We start from the raw sequence: 19,004 nt of genomic DNA, 5'->3' as shown, positions 1-19,004 counted from the left end.
CTAATGATAAGCCAGCAAGTCCCTCGGCGTCTGGTCGGCCGCCTTCGCGGGCAAGCCTGGCTCCTACAGATTTGTGCCGTTCACGTCGTTGGGTACGACGCAGACCTGTAGGAGCGAGGCTTGCCCGCGAAGAACGATAACGCGGTCTTAAGTGATCGGCGCCGGATTGAACAACGTGATGTCGTTGTACAGCTTGTGCTGCTCGGCCCACGTCTGTTTCTTGCCGCTGGCGACGTCCAGGTAGTAGTGGAACAACTCCCAGCCGAGGTCCTCGATTGACGCGCGCCCGGTGGCAATGCGCCCGGCATCGATGTCGATCAGGTCCGGCCAGCGCTGCGCCAATTCGGTCCGCGTCGATACCTTCACCACCGGCGCCATCGCCAAACCGTAAGGCGTGCCGCGCCCGGTGGTGAACACGTGCAGGTTCATCCCCGCCGCCAATTGCAACGTGCCGCAGACAAAATCACTCGCCGGGGTTGCGCAAAAAATCAGCCCTTTGCGCTTGAAGCGTTCACCCGGACCAAGCACGCCGTTGATTGCGCTGCTGCCGGATTTGACGATCGAGCCCAGCGACTTTTCGACAATGTTCGACAACCCGCCCTTCTTGTTGCCCGGCGTGGTATTGGCGCTGCGGTCCGCTTCGCCCTTGGCCAGGTAACGGTCGTACCAGTCCATTTCGCGCACCAGTTCCTGAGCGACCTCTTCTGTTTCCGCACGCGAAGTCAGCAGGTAAATCGCGTCGCGCACCTCGGTGACTTCGGAAAACATCACCGTCGCGCCTGCGCGCAGCAGCAGGTCCGAGGCATAACCCAGCGCCGGGTTGGCGGTGATGCCGGAGAACGCATCGCTGCCGCCGCACTGCATGCCGAGGATCAACTCGGACGCCGGCACGGTTTCACGGCGCCGTTGATCGAGCTTCTTCAGACGGGTTTCGGCCAGCGCCATGATCTGCTCGATCATTTCGGTGAAACCGTGACTCGAATCCTGCAAGCGATACAGCCACGGATCGCTCAAATCCACCGAGCTGTCGTTCTCGTGCATCACCTGCCCGGCCTGCAATTTCTCGCAACCGAGGCTGATCACCAAAGCTTCGCCGCCCAGGTTCGGGTTGCGCGCCAGATTGCGCACGGTGCGAATCGGGATGTAGGCGTCGGTGGCGGTAATCGCCACGCCGCAGCCATAACTGTGGGTCAGCGCCACCACGTCATCGACATTCGGGTAGTGCGGCAGCAACTCATCCTTGATGCGTTTGACCGCATGGTCGAGCACGCCGGTGACGCACTGCACCGTGGTGGTGATGCCGAGAATATTGCGCGTGCCGACGGTGCCGTCGGCGTTGCGATAACCCTCGAACGTGAAGCCTTCCAGCGGTGCCTGCGTCGCCGGCACATCGGTGGACAGCGGCAGGCTGTCCAGCGGTGGCGCGGTGGGCATGCGCAGTTGATCTTCCTTGACCCAACTGCCACGCGGAATCGGCTGCAACGCGTAGCCGATAGTCTGGCCGTAACGAATCACCAGGCCGCCCTCGGGGATGTCCTCGAGCGTGACTTTGTGGCTCTGCGGCACGAAATCCACAGTCACCAGACCGTCGGGGAATTCTGTGCCGGCCGGTACGCCTTGGTCATTGACCACGATCACTACGTTGTCCCGCGGGTGCAGGCGGATGTAGCGCGGCGAGTCGGAATGTTCAATCAACTGCATGACGCCGCTCCTCAGGAATGCGCTTCGGTTAATTTGGTCAGTTCAGGACCAGTGGTTGGCGGCTCTTTGAGCACCACACGTTTGATCGGACCGACGATCACCAAGTAGCTGAACACCGCGACCAGCGCGTTGCAACCGACAAACACCAGCGCCCATTTGAACGAACCGGTGGAGCTGATGATGTAGCCGATGACGATCGGCGTGGTGATCGAGGCGATGTTGCCGAAGGTGTTGAACAAACCACCGCTCAGGCCGGCAATCTGTTTCGGCGAGGTGTCGGACACCACCGCCCAGCCCAGTGCGCCAACGCCTTTGCCGAAGAAAGCGAGGGCCATGAAGCCGACGACCATCCATTCCACATCAACGTAGTTGCACGCGACGATGCTGCTCGACACCAGCAAACCGGCAATGATCGGCGCCTTGCGGGCGAAGGTCAGGGAATGGCCTTTGCGCAGCAGGTAATCGGAAATCACCCCGCCAAGCACACCACCGATAAACCCGCAGATTGCCGGCAACGAGGCAATGAAACCGGCCTTGAGAATGGTCATGCCGCGTTCTTGTACGAGGTACACCGGGAACCAGGTCAGGAAGAAATAGGTGATGCCGTTGATGCAGTATTGGCCCAGGTAAACGCCGAGCATCATGCGGTTGGTCAGCAACTGGCGAATGTAATCCCACTTCGGCCCGTCGACTTTTTTGCCTTTGCCTTTGTCCTGGTCCATGTCGACCATGCCGCCGTTGTCGGCGATGTGCTTGAACTCGGCTTCGTTGATCATCGGGTGTTGGCGCGGGCTGTGGATAACCTTGAGCCAGATCCCCGAGAAGACGATGCCGATCAGCCCCATGACGATGAATACGTGCTGCCAGCCGAAGCTGTAGACGATCCAGCCCATCAGCGGTGCGAACAACACGGTGGCAAAGTATTGCGCCGAGTTGAAGATCGCCGAGGCGGTGCCGCGTTCAGCGGTCGGGAACCACGCCGCAACGATGCGCGCGTTGCCGGGGAAGGATGGCGCTTCGGCCAGGCCCACCAGAAAGCGCAGCATGAACAGCGCGACAATCGCGGTGGACATGCCGAATTCACCGACGTAGCCCTGCAGCACGGTGAACAGCGACCAGGTGAAAATGCTTAGCGCGTAGACTTTTTTCGAGCCGAACCGATCGAGCAGCCAGCCACCGGGAATTTGCCCGGCCACGTAGGCCCAACCGAATGCAGAGAAGATGTAACCGAGGGTGACCGCGTCGATGCCGAGGTCTTTTTGCAGGCTGGAGCCCGCGATGGCGATAGTGGCCCGGTCGGCGTAGTTGATCGTGGTCACCAGAAAAAGCATGAGCAAAATCAAATAGCGGACGTGAGTCGGCTTGGTCGCTTGCATGTAGATGTACTCCCACTGATTATTTTTATGCGCGGGTGAATCTTTTTGTGTTCTGTGGGAGCTGGCCTGCCGGCGATGCGGGCACCTCGGTATGTCAGTCACACCGAGGTGATGCCATCGCTGGCAGGCCAGCTCCCACAGGTATTGCGGTGTATCAGGAGCCGATGTAGCTGGTTTTCACCACGGTGTAGAACTCTTGCGCGTAGCGACCTTGCTCGCGCGAACCGTACGACGAGCCTTTACGGCCACCGAATGGAACGTGGTAATCGACGCCGGCAGTCGGCAGATTGACCATCACCATCCCGGCCTGGGAGTGGCGTTTGAAGTGGTTGGCGTACTTCAACGACATGGTGGCGATGCCCGCCGACAGACCGAATTCGGTGTCGTTGGCCATGGCCAGTGCCGCTTCGTAATCCGCCACGCGGACCACGTTGGCCACCGGGCCGAAAATCTCTTCACGGCTGATGCGCATCGCCGCTTCGCTGTCGGCGAACAGCGTTGGCGCCAGGTAATAACCCTCGGTGTCGCAGGTCACCAGACCACCGCCGCTGACCAGACGCGCACCTTCGGACTGGCCGATGTCGATGTACTTCATGTCTTGTTCAAGCTGCGCTTGCGAAACCACTGGACCAATGTCGGTGCCGGATTTCAGCGCGTGGCCGACCTTGATCGACTTCATGCGCTCAGCCACGGCTTCCACGAACTTGTCGTGAATCCCGGCGGTGACGATGAAGCGGCTCGACGCCGTGCAACGCTGACCGGTGGAGTAGAACGCACTCTGCACCGACAACTCGACCGCTTGCTTGAGGTCGGCGTCGTCGAGAATGATCTGCGGGTTTTTGCCACCCATTTCCAGTTGCACTTTCGCTTGGCGCGAGACGCAGCTGACGGCGATCTGACGACCGACGCCGACCGAACCGGTGAAGCTGATGCCGTCGACTTTCGGGCTCTGCACCAGCGCATCGCCAACCACCCGACCGCTGCCCATCACCAGGTTGAACACGCCGGCCGGGAAGCCTGCGCGGGAGATGATTTCGGCCAGCGCCCAAGCGCAACCCGGCACCAGATCCGCCGGTTTCAGCACGACGCAGTTACCGTAAGCGAGGGCCGGGGCGATTTTCCAGGCCGGAATGGCGATCGGGAAGTTCCACGGGGTGATCAGGCCAACCACGCCCAATGCTTCGCGAGTGACTTCAACGTTGACGCCCGGACGCACCGACGGCAGGTAATCGCCGGACAGACGCAGGGTTTCACCGGCGAAGAATTTGAAGATGTTACCGGCGCGGGTCACTTCGCCGATGGCTTCAGGCAGGGTCTTGCCCTCTTCACGGGCCAGCAACGTGCCGAGCTCTTCGCGACGGGCGAGGATTTCGCTGCCGACTTTGTCCAGCGAGTCGTGGCGAGCCTGAATGCCGGAAGTCGACCACGCCGGGAAGGCGGCGCGGGCGGCGTCGATGGCGGCGTGCACCTGGGCCAGGTCAGCCTTGGCGTATTCGCCGATGGTGTCGGTCAGTTCGGACGGGTTGATGTTGGCGCAGTATTCGCTGCCCGCCACCCATTCACCGTTGATGTAGTTATCAAAGCGTTTTGCATCTGCCACGGGCTTTCCCCTTAAAAGAACTCCAGACCCAAAAGGCCGCTGATCACTCAGCGGCCTTATTGATCGGATGTGTTATTGCGCACCTTGCTTGTCGATCAGCGCGGCGAGCATTTCGTACTCTGCGCCGGTCAGGTCAGTCAAAGGCGCCCGAACCGGGCCTGCGTCATAGCCGGCAATTTTTGCCCCAGCCTTGACGATGCTCACGGCGTAACCGGATTTGCGGTTACGGATGTCGAGGTACGGCAGGAAGAAGTCATCGATGATCTTGCCGACGGTGGCGTGATCTTCGCGGGCAATGGCGTGGTAGAAATCCATCGCGGTTTTCGGAATGAAGTTGAACACCGCCGAGGAGTAGACCGGCACGCCCAGCGCCTTGTAAGCGGCGGCGTAGACTTCGGCGGTCGGCAAACCACCGAGATAGCTGAAGCGATCACCGAGGCGGCGACGGATCGACACCATCAACTCGATATCGCCCAGGCCATCCTTGTAGCCGATCAGGTTCGGGCAGCGCTCGGCCAGTTGTTCCAGCAGCGGTGCGGTGAGGCGGCAAACGTTGCGGTTGTAGACGACGACGCCGATTTTTACCGATTTGCACACGGCTTCAACGTGGGCGGCAACCCCGTCCTGGCTCGCTTCGGTCAGGTAGTGCGGCAGCAGCAACAAGCCTTTGGCGCCCAGACGCTCGGCTTCCTGTGCGTATTCGATGGCTTGACGAGTCGAACCGCCAACGCCAGCCAGAATCGGCACGCTGGTTTCGCAGGTGTCGACGGCAGTCTTGATGATTTCCGAATATTCGCTGGCCGCCAGAGAGAAAAACTCACCGGTGCCGCCCGCGGCGAACAGCGCCGAGGCGCCGTATGGGGCCAGCCATTCGAGACGTTTGATGTAGCCAGCGCGATGGAAATCGCCCTGTGCATTGAAATCGGTAACCGGGAAAGACAGCAGGCCGGAAGAGAGGATGGACTTCAGTTCTTGTGGATTCATTATTCGAACACCCTGGGTAACAACGTTTGTGTGAGAAAACCGTTCAGCCTTCGCCGAAGTTGTAGGTCATCGTACAACCTAAAATAAAACCGTCAACTGCATTTCATCGCTGTGTGCGGAAATTAGGGGTGGACGAGGGTGATTGAATAAGGGCGCGGGCGGCGATAACGCGCTCTAGAGGTGTGTTTGCGCGGGTCGTAGGTTGTCGGAGGAGTATAAAATGTGAGTTGCGGTTGAGTTGAAGTGCAACTAGCTGATGTGTGCCGATCGAGCGCTCAGTGGGTAAATGCCAGAGAGATGACAGGCAGCGGTCCCCATCGCGAGCAGGCTCGCTCCTACAGTTGAAATGCATTCCCTTGTAGGAGTGAGCCTGCTCGCGAAGGCGTCTTGGCAGACGACACGCTATCAGCCGCGTTGCGCCTCGGCTTCTTCGTGCGCATGGCGCAGGCGTTCGCGGCTGTTGGTCAGGTGCAGGCGCATGGCGGCGCGCGCGGCATCGGAATCCTGACGGGCGATGGCGTCGTAGATTTCCTCGTGCTCGCGGCTCAGGCGGCTCATGTAATGCTGCTGATCGTCATGCGCCAGGCGCGCCGAGTTCAGCCGGGTGCGCGGAATGATGCTGGTGCCGAGGTGGGTCATGATGTCGGTGAAATAGCGGTTGCCAGTCGACAACGCAATTTGCAAGTGAAACTGGAAGTCCGACGCCACCGCATCGCTGGCGTGCGCGGCGCTTTCGTTGAGCGCGTCCAGCGCGGCACGCATCAGGCCCAATTGCTCGGCGCTGCGGCGTTGCGCGGCGAGCCCGGCGGATTCCACTTCCAGGCTGATGCGTAATTCGAGAATCGCCAACACATCCCGCAACGTGACGACGGTCGCCGGGTCGATGCGAAAGCCGCTCGGGCTCGGCGTATCGAGAACAAAGGTGCCGATGCCATGGCGGGTTTCAACCTGCCCGGCGGCCTGCAAACGGGAAATCGCCTCGCGCACCACGGTGCGGCTGACGCCATGCGCGTCCATGATCGCCGACTCGGTAGGCAACTTGTCGCCACGTTTGAGTTGGCCGTCGCGGATCTGCTCGGACAGCACCGTCACCAGTTCCTGAGCGAGGCTGCGGCGCTTGCGCGGGAGGCGAGGTGCGTCGATCGGGTTTTCCATGGTGAACGTCTGTCTCGAAAATGTCGGCGGAAACCGCATCATAGCTCAAGGCGGTTGTACGATCACCACCGCCCCCGCTCCCACAGGGGATCCCAGTGCCTAGGCGATTACGGCTTGCTCCGCCAATCGCCCGTTGTCGATACGAACATGGCGTGGGTGGAAACGCTTCAAACTGCTGCGATGGCCGACGCTGACGATGCTCAACCCGGGGATTTCATCGATCAATGCCTGATACAACGTCGCCTCATCCTCTTCATCCATCGCCGAGGTGGCTTCGTCCATGTACAGCCATTGCGGCGCAAACAATAGCGCGCGGGCGAAGGCCAGCCGTTGCTGCTCACCCGGCGACAACATGCGCTGCCAGTGATTGGCCTCGTCCAGCCGCGCCACCAGATGCGGCAAGCGGCAGGTTTCCAGCACCTGTGCATAACGCTGCGGCGCATAGGCGTCGCTGGCCTGTGGATAATTCAGCACTTCGCGCAACGTGCCAATCGGCAGATACGGTTTTTGCGGCAAGAACAGATAACGCGCCGCCGGCAGCCGGATGCTGCCGTGGCCCGCTGGCCACAAATGCCCCATCGCCCGCAGCAACGTCGATTTACCGCTGCCGGAACGGCCGCTGAGCATCACGCGCTCGCCCTGCTCCACGGTCATGTCGGCGCTGGTCAGCAAGTGACGACCGTCCGCCAGGTCGAGGCCGAGGTTACTGACCCGCAGCGCCGAACCCTGATTCTGCACGTCGATGGCCGGCAGACGTTCTTCGTTATCGCTCATCGCTTCACGGAAACTCAACAGCCGATCGCACGTCGCGCGCCATGCCGCGAGGTTCTGATACGCGCTGATAAACCAGCTGAAACTCTCCTGCACATTGCCGAACGCCGAACTGATCTGCATCAACTCACCAAGTTCGATCTTGCCCGCGAAATAACGCGGCGCCGCGACCATGAACGGAAAGATGATCGCCGCTTGGCTGTAACCGGAAGTGAAGAAAGTCAGACGCTTGGACACCTTCATGATGTCCCAGAAGTTGTGCCAGATCAGACCGAAACGGTCGCTCAAACGGCGGTTCTCGTTGGGCTCGCCGTTGTACAGGGCGATGCTTTCGGCGTTCTCGCGAATCCGCACCATGGAGAAACGCAGGTCGGCTTCGAAGCGTTGTTGCTGATTGTTCAAACCGATCAAGCGACGACCGATCAGGTGTGTCAGCCAACTGCCGATCACCGCATACACCAGCACACACCAGAACATGTAGCCAGGAATGGTGATGCCAAACACTTCAATGCTGCCCGAAACGCCCCACAAAATAATCGAGAAGGACACCAGGCTGACAATGTTGCGCAGCAAACCGATGCCCAGTTCCAGGGTGTTTGAGGTGAATGTATTGAGGTCTTCGGAAATCCGCTGGTCGGGGTTATCGGTGTAACCGCCCTGCTCCAACTGGTAGTAATTCTTGTGCCCGAGCCAACGGGCGAAATGCTTTTCGGTGAGCCAGGCACGCCAGCGAATGGTCAGCATCTGCGTCAGGTACAAGCGGTACACCGCGCCGAGAATCGCCAGCGTCGCAATGCCGCAGAAATACAGGATCAGTTGCCAGAACGCGGCCTCATCCTTTTTCTGCAAGGCGTTGTAGAAATCCTTGTACCAACTGTTGATCCACACCGAAATCGCCACACTGAACAGCGACAGCACAATCACCGCGATCAGCAGCGTCCACGCCTTGCCTTTCTCTTCACTGCGCCAGTACGGCGTGATCATCGCCCAGACTTTGCGAAAAAACTGCCCGCGCACAGCATCATTGACCGCGGAATATTCAGCGTTCTGCTTCATGAATTAGGCTCGATAGGGAAAAGTACACGCACGCGCCGATCATAGATGATCGGCGCGGTTTGTCGCGAGGCACGGCCGGCATTCGTTCAGCGCAGGTTCAGCGACGAACGGGACGCTTCTGCAATTTGCGCTGCAGGGTCCGGCGGTGCATGCCCAAGGCGCGGGCGGTGGCGGAGATATTGCCTTCGTGCTCGGTCAACACGCGCTGGATGTGTTCCCACTGCAAGCGGTCCACGGACATCGGGTTTTCCGGCACCAGCGTGTCGAGGTCGGCGTGCTCGGACAGCAGCGCCGCCAGCACGTCGTCGGCATCGGCCGGTTTGCACAGGTAATTGCAGGCGCCGCGCTTGATCGCTTCGACGGCGGTGGCAATGCTCGAATAACCGGTGAGAATCACCACGCGCATTTCCGGGTCGAGTTCGAGCAGTTTCGGCAGCAGCACCAAGCCCGAATCGCCGTCCATTTTCAGGTCGAGCGCGGCGTAATCCGGCAGGTCGGCCTGGGCGATGGTCAGGCCTTCTTCGGCGGAACCGGCGGTGCTTACGCGAAAACCCCGGCGAGCCATGGCGCGGGCCATTACGCGGGTGAACGTGGCGTCATCGTCTACCAGCAGCAAATGCGGCAGCTCTTCGCCTTCTACTTGGATCTCTTCACTCATGTTCGTTTCCTCGGGCGACACGGGGCAGGCGCAGCTCGGTAAGCGTGCCACCTTCCTCATGACTGTAGAGTTTCACTGAGCCGCCCGCGCGTGTCACGCTGGCTTTGCTCAAAAACAGGCCCAGGCCGAAACCTTTGCCCTTGGTGGTAAAAAACGGTTTGCCGATCTGCTCGGCAATCGCCAGCGGAACACCGGCGCCGTGATCGCGAATGCTGATGGTCAAGTCTTCGGCATTCCAGTCCAGCGTCACTTGCAGCCCTTCGGGGCAAGCGTCGGCGGCGTTATTGAGCAAATTCAGCAACGCCTGGGTCAGGTCCGGCGGCGGCGCCAGACGCGGCACGCTGCCCTGACCCAGACGCTGGAAGCGATAACTGGCCTCCGGGCGCATCAGGTGCCAGCGGTTCAGCGCTTCGTCGAGCCAATCGGTGACGTCCTGCATCTCCACGGCCAAGCGGCGATTGGCCTCGGCGGCGCGCACCAGTTGCTGCAAGGTCTCTTTGCAGAGTTTGACCTGATCCTGCAGCACCTTCAGATCATCCTGCAACAGCGGGTCGGGATGGTCCTGCTGCATCTCTTTGAGCAACACGCTCATGGTCGCCAGCGGCGTCCCCAATTCATGCGCGGCGCCCGCAGCCTGAGTGGCGACGGCGAGCAATTGCTGGTCGCGCAGGCCTTCTTCACGACGGATCGCGCGTAACTCTTCCTGACGCCGCAGCTCTTCGGCCATGCGCGCAGCGAAGAAAGTGATGACGGCCGCCGCGAGTGCGAAACTCAGCCACATGCCGTAGACCTGCAGGTTTTCCCGGGCAATCGGGAAGGTTTGCAGCGGATAGAAACGCGCCAGCAGCAGCGTGTACATGGCCAGCGCGATGCCCGACAGAATCAGCGAAAACCGCCACGGCAAGGTCACGGCGGCGATGGTCAGCGGCACCAGGTAATAAGAGACGAACGGGTTGGTCGAACCGCCAGAGAAATACAGCAAGGCACTGTGGATAAACAGGTCGCAGGCCAGTTGCACGGCGTATTCAAGCTCGGTCACCGGCCATGAAGTGCGCAGGCGAATCGCCGTGAAGGCGCACAGCAGCATCGAGCAGCCGAGGGTCATCGCCAATTGAAACCAGGGCAATGGCAGCAAATCGAACCAGTAGGCCAGCCCGACGGAACCGGCCTGTGCGGCCAGTACCAAAGTGCGGATGAACGTCAGCCGCCAGAGATTCTGGCGAGTCGCGGAAGTGATTTGAACGGCGGCGAGCATGAGCTCTCCTGATGAGCGCTCCAGGCGGATCGCACGGAGTATAACCAAGCACGGGGGCCGACAGGCAAAAGTGCGGCAAACGGCCACACGTCAACACCCCACACAAATCCTTTGTAGCAGCTACCGAGCCCGCGAGGCTGCGTTCGGCTGCGCAGCAGTCGTGAGATCGGGCGACGCGGTGTTTCAGTAAAACCGGGCTACGGGTTTTACGACTGCTGCGCAGCCGGACGCAGCCTCGTGCCTCGGCAGCTGCTACAGGGGTTTTTGGTGATCTGTATGAAGTGGAACTGCCACCGGCCCCATGTAGCAGCTGCCGAAGGCTGCGTTCGGCTGCGCAGCAGTCGCGAGATCGGGCGACGCGGTGTTTCAGTGAGACCGTGTGCTTTGGTTTTTACGACTGCTGCGCAGCCGGACGCAGCCTCGTGCCTCGGCAGCTGCTACAGGATTGTTGATTCTGTATAGAAGTTGTAACTGGGCGAACCGGATCATAGAAGTTAGAGTCTGATGGTTTCACGCAGGTTCGGACATTGTTCCTGCGCCACTTCCAAGGAGCTTTTAATGCACACATTGCGCCGCAGCGCCGCCCTCCTCGCCCTCAGCGTTGGCACCGTCGCCAGCCTCCCGGCCCTGGCCGCCGACGAATTGCATTACAACCAGATCGCCCTGCGCGCCGAAGTCAGCCAGGAAGTGGCGCGCGACCTGATGATCGTGACGCTCTACACCGAAGAACAAAACACCGACCCGGCCAAACTCGCCGCCGACGTCAGCACCACCATGAACAAAGCCCTCGGCCAGGCCAAACAGGTCAAAGACATCACCCTGCGCCAAGGCAGCCGCAACAGCTACCCGATCTACGACACCAAAGGTCAGAAAATCACCGGTTGGCGCGAACGTGCCGAACTGCGCCTCGAAAGCTCCGACTTCGCCGCCCTGTCAAAACTCACCGGCGAACTGCTCACCGACCTGAAAATGGGCGGCATGGATTTCGCCATCGCCACGCCAACCCGCAAGGCCAGCGAAGATGCGCTGCTCAAAGAAGCAGTGACCGCGTTCAAGGCTCGCGCTCAATTGGCCACCGATGCGCTCGGCGGCAAGGGCTACAAAATCGTCAATCTGAACCTCAACAGCAACGGCTACCCACAACCGTACATGCGCGCGCCCATGATGATGAAAGCTGCGGGCGCCGACTCCGCACCGGTGAGCCCTGAAGTTGAGGCTGGCACCAGCCAGGTCAGCATGACCGCCGACGGCTCGATTGAAGTGCTGATGACGCCTTGATTCGCTGACCCTTCGCACCATTGATCGGTCCCACGCAAAGCGCGGGAACGATCAATGGGCGTCATATCCCCCATCTATGCCCGGATAGAGGGGTCCCCCTGAAAAAACGATATTTCCGCCCGACCCGTCAACAACGCTACTCTCCGACGCATTCCGCTATCCAAATGCCCCGGGGACCTCATGCACAGAAACACCATCAAGCCGCTATTGCTCGCACTGACCCTGGCCACATTCGCTCCGCTGGCCCAAGCCGCCACTACCTTGGTCTACTGCTCCGAAGCCAGCCCGGCCGGTTTCGACCCGAGCCAATACACCAGCGGCACCGATTTTGACGCCTCCGCCGAAACCATCTTCAACCGCCTCAGCCAATTCAAACGCGGCGGCACTGAAGTCGAGCCCGGTTTGGCGACCCGTTGGGAGGTGAGCCAGGACGGCCTCAGCTACACCTTCCACCTGCGCGACAACGTCAAATTCCACACCACCGACTACTTCACCCCGACCCGCGACTTCAACGCCGACGATGTGGTCTTCACCTTCCAGCGCCTGCTCGACCCGGACAACGCCTTCCGCAAAGCCTACCCCGCCGAGTCGCCGTACTTCACCGACATGGACCTCAACAAAACCATCAAAAGTGTCGAAAAAATCGACGAGCACACGGTCCGCTTCAACCTCAACAACATCGACGCCGCGTTCATCCAGAACCTCGCCATGAGCTTCGCCTCCGTGCAGTCCGCCGAATACGCCGCGCAATTGTTAAAGGAAGGCAAAGCCGCCGACATCAACCAGAAACCCATCGGCACCGGCCCGTTCGTGTTCAAGCGCTACCAGAAGGATTCGCAGATCCGCTACGTCGCCAACAAGGCGTACTGGAAACCCGAAGACGTGAAAATCGATAATTTGGTGTTCTCGATCACTCCCGACGCCGCCGTGCGTTTGCAGAAACTCAAGACCGGCGAATGTCAGGTCAGCGGCTACCCGCGCCCGGCCGACATCGAAGTCATGGAAAAAGACCCGAACCTGACCGTGCTCAAGCAAGCCGGATTTAACCTCGGGTTCCTCGCCTACAACGTCACGCATCCACCGCTGGACCAACTCAAAGTCCGCCAGGCGCTGGACATGGCCATCGACAAACCGGCGATCATCAAAGCCGTCTACCAGAGTGCCGGGCAACTGGCGCAAAACGCTTTGCCGCCCGCGCAATGGTCGTTCGACCCGAACATCCAGGACGCGCCGCACGACCCGACGAAAGCTAAAGCACTACTGAAGGAAGCGGGTGTTGCGCCCGGCACCACCATCAATTTGTGGGCGATGACGGTCCAGCGCGCCTCCAACCCGAACGCGCGGATGTCGGCGCAGATGATCCAGCAGGATTGGGCCAAGGTCGGGATCAAAGCCAACATCGTCAGCTATGAATGGGGCGAGTACATCAAGCGCGCCAAGAACGGCGAGCACGACGCGATGATCTACGGCTGGACCGGCGACAACGGTGACCCGGACAACTGGCTCGGAGTGCTTTATAGCTGCGCCGCCGTGAAGGGCAGCAACTACGCCAAGTGGTGCGACCCGGCCTACGACAAACTGGTGCAGCAAGCCAAGGTCTCCACCGACCGCGACGAGCGGGTCAAACTCTATCAACAAGCGCAGCAGATTCTTAAACAACAAGTGCCGATTACACCGATCGCCAACTCGACGGTGTTCCAGCCTTTGCGCAAGGAAGTCACTGACTTCAAGATCAGTCCGTTTGGCCTTACGCCCTTCTATGGCGTGGGTATAAATAAGTAACACCACGCGCCAACCGGGTGCGCCAAGCGCCCCGGTCGCCCTTCTGCGGTGCGTGGTTTGCACCGTAAAAGACGTGCGCAAACGGTCAAATGCGTCAAAATTTATACATATGCGACATTAAGGTACGTTCGTGCCACTGTTTAATGCTTGTAACAGCTCTGGATCTTGCATTGGGTATGGCCCCTGCATAAGTATCCGCAGGCACGACTCACGAGGTCGTCCTCTAATTCCAAAAATGACAACAAATCATGAGGCCACCATGTTCAAACACGCGGTCATTCCGTTTTTAGTCGGCGCCAGCATTCTCGCTAGCGCACCTTTCGCCCAAGCGGCGACTAACCTGGTGTTCTGCTCCGAAGGGAGCCCGGCCGGTTTCGATCCTGGTCAGTACACCACCGGAACCGACTTCGACGCCTCTGCAGAAACCATGTTCAACCGCCTGACCCAGTTCGAGCGCGGCGGCACCGCCGTGATTCCTGGCCTGGCGACCAGCTGGGACATTACCCCGGACGGCCTGACGTACACCTTTCACCTGCGTGAAGGCGTGAAATTCCACACCACGCCGTACTTCAAGCCAACTCGTGAGTTCAACGCCGACGACGTCCTGTTCACCTTCAACCGGATGATCAACAAGGACGATCCGTTCCGCAAAGCGTACCCGACCGAATTCCCGTACTTCACCGACATGGGCATGGACACCAACATCACCAAGATCGACAAACTCGACGACCACACCGTCAAGTTCACGCTCAAAGATGTTGATGCCGCGTTCATCCAGAACATGGCAATGAGCTTCGCCTCCGTGCAGTCCGCCGAGTACGCTGCCCAGCTGCTCAAGGAAGGCAAGGCTGCCGACATCAACCAGAAGCCGGTCGGCACTGGCCCGTTCGTGTTCAAGAGCTACCAGAAAGATTCCAACATCCGCTACACCGGGAACAAGGACTACTGGAAGCCTGATGACGTGAAGATCGACAACCTGATCTTCGCCATCACCACCGACCCGTCGGTACGTATTCAGAAGCTGAAAAAGAACGAGTGCCAGGTCACCCTGTTCCCTCGTCCAGCCGACCTGAAAGCGTTGAAAGAAGACAAAACCCTGAAAATGCCTGAACAGGCAGGTTTCAACCTCGGTTACATCGCCTACAACGTGATGGACAAGGTCAAGGGCAGCAACGAGCCGAACCCGCTGGCCGACATCCGTGTACGTCAGGCCATGGACATGGCGGTGAACAAACCGCAAATCATTGATTCGGTTTACCAGGGCGCGGGCCAATTGGCCGTCAACGCCATGCCGCCGACCCAGTGGTCCTACGACACCACCATCAAAGATGCCAAATACGACCCTGAGAAAGCCAAAGAGCTGCTCAAGGAAGCCGGCGTCAAGGAAGGCACCGAGATCGTCCTGTGGGCGATGCCGGTACAGCGTCCGTACAACCCGAACGCCAAACTGATGGCTGAAATGTTGCAGTCCGACTGGAAGAAAATCGGCCTCAACGTGAAGATCACCAGCTACGAGTGGGGCGAGTACATCAAGCGCTCCAAGGGCGGCGAGAACCAGGCAATGATCATTGGCTGGAGCGGCGACAATGGTGATCCGGACAACTGGCTCAACGTCCTGTTCGGCTGCGACTCGCTGAGCGGCAACAACTTCTCCAAATGGTGCGACAAGAAGTTCGACGGCATCGTCAAGGAAGCCAAGCGCACCACCGATCAAGGCAAGCGCACCGAACTGTACAAACAGGCGCAACACGTCCTCAAGGACGCCGTTCCAATGACACCTATCGCTCACTCGACGGTGTTCCAACCCATGCGCAGCAACGTGCAGGATTTCAAGATCAGCCCATTCGGCTTGAATTCCTTCTACGGCGTCAGCGTCAGCAAATAAGATTTGGCAGCGGCGACGTGTTTAACGTCGCCGCTGCTTTATCTGCCGGGAATGTAGGAATCAACTGACAGTTACAACCCCTGCGCACCGCACAAGCGTTGCAGGATGTTGGGTTGTTTCCTACGCGTTTTTCAGGCCTTTCCGTATTTACTGCCAGACCCACGGCTTCTACCGTCGGGATCTGACCAGTTGATGCGTGGGCTCTCGGTTTGCCGAAACGGGTTAGAGATCAATGCAGCCACCACGTCCCCGGACGGGACGGTGGCGCATTGTTAAACACTAAAAAGAGGGAGCGTCATGCGCCATACCTTGGTTTTATCCGCGTTACTGGGCACCGGCCTGTTGGCCGCCACGTCCATGAGCCAGGCCGCCAGCAATAGCCTGGTGTTCTGCTCCGAAGGCAGCCCGGCCGGTTTCGATACCGCGCAGTACACCACTGCGACCGATAACGATGCCGCCGAGCCGCTGTACAACCGCTTGGCAGAGTTTGAAAAAGGCGCGACCAACGTTGTACCGGGCCTGGCGACACGCTGGGATATTTCCGAAGACGGCCTCACGTACACCTTTCATTTGCGCGAAGGGGTGAAGTTTCACACCACGCCTTACTTCACGCCGACCCGCGATTTCAATGCCGATGACGTGCTGTTCACGTTCAACCGCATGCTCGATCCGCAGCAACCTTTCCGTAAGGCTTACCCGACCGAATTCCCCTATTTCAACGGGATGAGCCTGAACAAGAACATCGCCAAGGTCGAGAGGACCGGGCCGCTGACCGTGGTCATGACGCTCAACAGCGTCGACGCCGCGTTCATTCAGAACATCGCCATGAGCTTCGCCGCGATCCTGTCCGCCGAATACGCCGACAAGCTGCTGGCCGAGGGCAAACCGAGCGACATCAACCAGAAGCCGATCGGCACTGGGCCGTTCGTCTTCAAGAGCTACCAGAAAGATTCCAACATCCGCTACACCGGCAACAAGCAGTACTGGGACCCGAGCCGGGTCAAACTCGACAACCTGATTTTCGCGATCAACACCGACGCTTCGGTGCGCGTGCAGAAACTCAAGGCCAACGAGTGCCAGATCACCCTGCACCCGCGCCCGGCCGACGTTGAAGCGCTGAAGAACGATCCCAAGTTGCAACTGATCGAAAAACCCGGCTTCAACCTCGGCTACATCGCCTACAACGTGCGCCACAAACCGTTCGACCAGCTCGAAGTGCGTCAGGCGCTGGACATGGCGGTGAACAAGCAAAGCATCCTCAACGCCGTGTATCAGGGCGCCGGTCAACTGGCGGTCAACGCCATGCCGCCGACCCAATGGTCCTACGACGAGACCATCAAGGACGCCGCCTACAACCCGGAAAAAGCCAAGGAATTGCTCAAGGCTGCCGGCGTCAAGGAAGGCACTGAAATCACTTTGTGGGCAATGCCAGTGCAGCGCCCATACAACCCCAACGCCAAGTTGATGGCCGAAATGCTCCAGGCTGACTGGGCGAAAATCGGCCTCAAAGTGAAGATCGTCAGCTACGAATGGGGCGAGTACATCAAGCGCACCAAGAATGGCGAGCACGATGTCAGCCTGATTGGCTGGACCGGTGACAACGGTGACCCGGACAACTGGCTCGGCACGCTTTACAGCTGCGACGCGATTGGCGGCAACAACTACTCGATGTGGTGCGATCCGGCCTACGACAAATTGGTCAAGCAGGCCAAGGTTGTCACCGACCGCGACCAACGCACCGTACTCTACAAACAGGCGCAGCAGTTGCTCAAGCAACAAGTGCCGATCACGCCAATCGCCCACTCGACGGTCAACCAGCCGTTAAGCGCGAAAATCGAAGGGTTCAAAGTCAGCCCTTTCGGTCGCAACGTGTTCTCGGGCGTCAGCCTGGACAAATAACCGATTAGCCAGAAACGCTGAGGGCGGATTCCGCCCTCACGCAAGCGCTTTGCCTTAATTCGCCGATCAGGCCTACAGCAAACGTTTGCGATGGTTCGAATGAGTTCAAACCAAATAGTCGGATCACCAAAAAAGACCGGCATTAAAAAAAAGAAAGAAAGGAGCTTCACCCATGAAACTGAGTAGCACCGCGATATTAGCCCTGGCCATCAGCAGCATCACCGCCACGGCTTATGCAGAAACCCAGAGCCAGGCGTTCACGCCGGTTACCGTCAAAGAAAAAAGCGCCCAAAGCGAAGCCACTGGTTTCGTCGAAGGCCAATCCGTGACCGGTTCCACACGTAACTGGTATGCGAACGAGCAGTTCAAGCGGGGCACCAAGCTCAACTATCAAAAACATGGCGAGACCCGCGAGACTGATCGCCGGATCAACTGGGTGCAAGGCACGATCATCAAGTACAACTCGGGTTTCACCCAGGGCACTGTAGGTTTCAGCACCGAAGTGGCGGCTTACAATGCCATCGCCCTGGACCGTGATCGCAAAGACCTTGCGTCCGGTAATGGCGGTGCTCCGGAGCCAGGCCGTTCCGGTCGCGGCAACAACCGTACGCTGACCGAAAACGGCGGTGACGCGGTTGACCAGTGGAGCAAGCTGGGCCTGGCCAACGTCAAGGCACGCATCTCCAACACCACATTGACTGCCGGTCGCCAGAACTTCAGCAGCCCGCAAGTCGACGTCATCGGCAACCGTCCACTGCCGTCGAGCTTCGAAGGGGTCACCCTGCACAGCGAAGAGCTGGAAAACCTGGCCTTCGACATCGGCACCTTCGATCGCAACTCGCCGCGTACCGAACAGAGCCTGCGCAAGTTCCGCTCTGAATACGGTGACGGCCGCGCTGAAGCGGATCACGTCAACACCGCCGGTATCACCTATCAGCCGTTCGCCAGTCTGACCACCAGCCTGTGGGGCACTCAGGCTGAAGACCTGTGGAACCAGTACTACTTCGGCGCCAGCCACGTATTGGGCGACAGCTCGGTACTGAGCCTGACCACCGGCCTGAACTACTACAAGACCGTCGACGAAGGCAAAAAACTGCTGGGCGAGATCGACAACGACACCTACTCGCTGTCGCTTGGCCTGACTCACCAGGCTCACAGCCTGACCTTCTCGTACCAGGAAGTGAACGGTAACGAGTACTTCGACTACCTGCACGAAACCAACGGCATCTACCTGGCCAACTCCTTGCTGTCGGACTTCAACGGCCCGAACGAGAAATCCTTCCAGATCGCCTACGGCCTGAACATGGCCGAGTACGGCGTTCCAGGCCTCAAGTTCAACATCTACCAGGCTCGCGGCTGGGGCATCGACGGTACTCACTACGCCGGTGGCGGCTACGATGGCGTCCAGGCAATGGACGGCGAAAACCACTACGAATACGGGATCGGCGCGGCCTATGCCGTGCAGAGCGGCCCACTCAAGGCCACCGCTATTCGCGCAACCTACACCGCGCACCGTGCCAGCGAAAACCAGGCGGATGGCAGTCTCAACGAGTTCCGTCTCGTGACCACCATCCCGTTCAACGTTTTGTAAAACACTGCCCGGC

The 19,004-nt window shown here is 59.5% G+C and carries 13 protein-coding genes; 5 read left to right on the top strand and 8 right to left on the bottom strand.

Annotated features, from left to right (window positions below; genetic code table 11):
- Positions 1 to 147 precede the first annotated feature (147 nt).
- From garD to FBY12_RS07710, 8 genes are all read right to left on the bottom strand, one after another.
- On the bottom strand, positions 148 to 1,701 hold the full coding sequence (gene garD, locus FBY12_RS07745) for a galactarate dehydratase (RefSeq protein ID WP_145252518.1): 1,554 nt from the start codon (positions 1,699 to 1,701) through the stop codon (positions 148 to 150).
- An 11-nt stretch (positions 1,702 to 1,712) separates the two neighbouring features.
- On the bottom strand, positions 1,713 to 3,077 hold the full coding sequence (locus FBY12_RS07740; RefSeq protein WP_092273343.1) for an MFS transporter: 1,365 nt from the start codon (positions 3,075 to 3,077) through the stop codon (positions 1,713 to 1,715).
- 154 nt (positions 3,078 to 3,231) lie between these two features.
- Positions 3,232 to 4,677, bottom strand: coding sequence for an aldehyde dehydrogenase family protein (locus FBY12_RS07735; RefSeq protein ID WP_145252517.1), 1,446 nt, complete (start codon positions 4,675 to 4,677; stop codon positions 3,232 to 3,234).
- Positions 4,678 to 4,749: 72 nt separating this feature from the next.
- Positions 4,750 to 5,661, bottom strand: a complete 912-nt coding sequence (gene kdgD, locus FBY12_RS07730) for a 5-dehydro-4-deoxyglucarate dehydratase (protein ID WP_121733594.1) — start codon at positions 5,659 to 5,661, stop codon at positions 4,750 to 4,752.
- A gap of 405 nt (positions 5,662 to 6,066) precedes the next feature.
- On the bottom strand, positions 6,067 to 6,816 hold the full coding sequence (locus FBY12_RS07725) for a FadR/GntR family transcriptional regulator (protein WP_178076522.1): 750 nt from the start codon (positions 6,814 to 6,816) through the stop codon (positions 6,067 to 6,069).
- Positions 6,817 to 6,915: 99 nt separating this feature from the next.
- Positions 6,916 to 8,643 carry an ABC transporter ATP-binding protein/permease gene (locus FBY12_RS07720; protein ID WP_145252516.1) on the bottom strand — a complete coding sequence of 576 codons (1,728 nt, stop codon included), beginning with the start codon at positions 8,641 to 8,643 and terminating at the stop codon, positions 6,916 to 6,918.
- A 97-nt stretch (positions 8,644 to 8,740) separates the two neighbouring features.
- Positions 8,741 to 9,301 (bottom strand): response regulator transcription factor, encoded by a 561-nt coding sequence (locus FBY12_RS07715; protein WP_092273358.1) that lies wholly within the window; start codon positions 9,299 to 9,301, stop codon positions 8,741 to 8,743.
- Positions 9,294 to 10,556: an ATP-binding protein gene (locus FBY12_RS07710; RefSeq protein WP_121733597.1), complete on the bottom strand. Its 1,263-nt coding sequence runs from the start codon at positions 10,554 to 10,556 to the stop codon at positions 9,294 to 9,296. Before FBY12_RS07710 ends, FBY12_RS07715 begins: the two co-directional genes overlap by 8 nt.
- A 558-nt stretch (positions 10,557 to 11,114) precedes the next feature.
- Between FBY12_RS07710 and FBY12_RS07705 the strand changes: the two genes are divergently transcribed.
- The 5 genes from FBY12_RS07705 to FBY12_RS07685 all read left to right on the top strand — a co-directional run bounded on the left by FBY12_RS07705 (position 11,115) and on the right by FBY12_RS07685 (position 18,991).
- A complete protein-coding gene (locus tag FBY12_RS07705) occupies positions 11,115 to 11,834 on the top strand; it encodes an SIMPL domain-containing protein (protein WP_145252515.1) in 720 nt (239 codons plus the stop codon).
- A 180-nt stretch (positions 11,835 to 12,014) separates the two neighbouring features.
- Complete coding sequence (locus FBY12_RS07700; protein WP_145252514.1) at positions 12,015 to 13,616, top strand: ABC transporter substrate-binding protein; 1,602 nt, start codon at positions 12,015 to 12,017, stop codon at positions 13,614 to 13,616.
- A gap of 259 nt (positions 13,617 to 13,875) precedes the next feature.
- Positions 13,876 to 15,501 carry an ABC transporter substrate-binding protein gene (locus tag FBY12_RS07695; protein ID WP_145252513.1) on the top strand — a complete coding sequence of 542 codons (1,626 nt, stop codon included), beginning with the start codon at positions 13,876 to 13,878 and terminating at the stop codon, positions 15,499 to 15,501.
- 297 nt (positions 15,502 to 15,798) lie between these two features.
- On the top strand, positions 15,799 to 17,400 hold the full coding sequence (locus FBY12_RS07690; RefSeq protein ID WP_145252512.1) for an ABC transporter substrate-binding protein: 1,602 nt from the start codon (positions 15,799 to 15,801) through the stop codon (positions 17,398 to 17,400).
- Positions 17,401 to 17,572: 172 nt separating this feature from the next.
- Positions 17,573 to 18,991, top strand: coding sequence for an OprD family porin (locus tag FBY12_RS07685; protein ID WP_121733601.1), 1,419 nt, complete (start codon positions 17,573 to 17,575; stop codon positions 18,989 to 18,991).
- The last annotated feature ends 13 nt before the right edge of the window (positions 18,992 to 19,004 follow it).

Source organism: Pseudomonas sp. SJZ131, assembly GCF_007828705.1.
Taxonomy (GTDB): domain Bacteria; phylum Pseudomonadota; class Gammaproteobacteria; order Pseudomonadales; family Pseudomonadaceae; genus Aquipseudomonas; species Aquipseudomonas prosekii.
This window is presented reverse-complemented; position numbering and strand designations above follow the sequence as displayed.

Coding starts and splice junctions, on each gene's coding strand:
- garD (WP_145252518.1), bottom strand. CDS start 1,701: ATGCAGTTGATTGAACATTCCGACTCGCCGCGCTACATCCGCCTGCAC.
- FBY12_RS07740 (WP_092273343.1), bottom strand. CDS start 3,077: ATGCAAGCGACCAAGCCGACTCACGTCCGCTATTTGATTTTGCTCATG.
- kdgD (WP_121733594.1), bottom strand. CDS start 5,661: ATGAATCCACAAGAACTGAAGTCCATCCTCTCTTCCGGCCTGCTGTCT.
- FBY12_RS07725 (WP_178076522.1), bottom strand. CDS start 6,816: ATGGAAAACCCGATCGACGCACCTCGCCTCCCGCGCAAGCGCCGCAGC.
- FBY12_RS07720 (WP_145252516.1), bottom strand. CDS start 8,643: ATGAAGCAGAACGCTGAATATTCCGCGGTCAATGATGCTGTGCGCGGG.
- FBY12_RS07715 (WP_092273358.1), bottom strand. CDS start 9,301: ATGAGTGAAGAGATCCAAGTAGAAGGCGAAGAGCTGCCGCATTTGCTG.
- FBY12_RS07710 (WP_121733597.1), bottom strand. CDS start 10,556: ATGCTCGCCGCCGTTCAAATCACTTCCGCGACTCGCCAGAATCTCTGG.
- FBY12_RS07705 (WP_145252515.1), top strand. CDS start 11,115: ATGCACACATTGCGCCGCAGCGCCGCCCTCCTCGCCCTCAGCGTTGGC.
- FBY12_RS07700 (WP_145252514.1), top strand. CDS start 12,015: ATGCACAGAAACACCATCAAGCCGCTATTGCTCGCACTGACCCTGGCC.
- FBY12_RS07695 (WP_145252513.1), top strand. CDS start 13,876: ATGTTCAAACACGCGGTCATTCCGTTTTTAGTCGGCGCCAGCATTCTC.
- FBY12_RS07690 (WP_145252512.1), top strand. CDS start 15,799: ATGCGCCATACCTTGGTTTTATCCGCGTTACTGGGCACCGGCCTGTTG.
- FBY12_RS07685 (WP_121733601.1), top strand. CDS start 17,573: ATGAAACTGAGTAGCACCGCGATATTAGCCCTGGCCATCAGCAGCATC.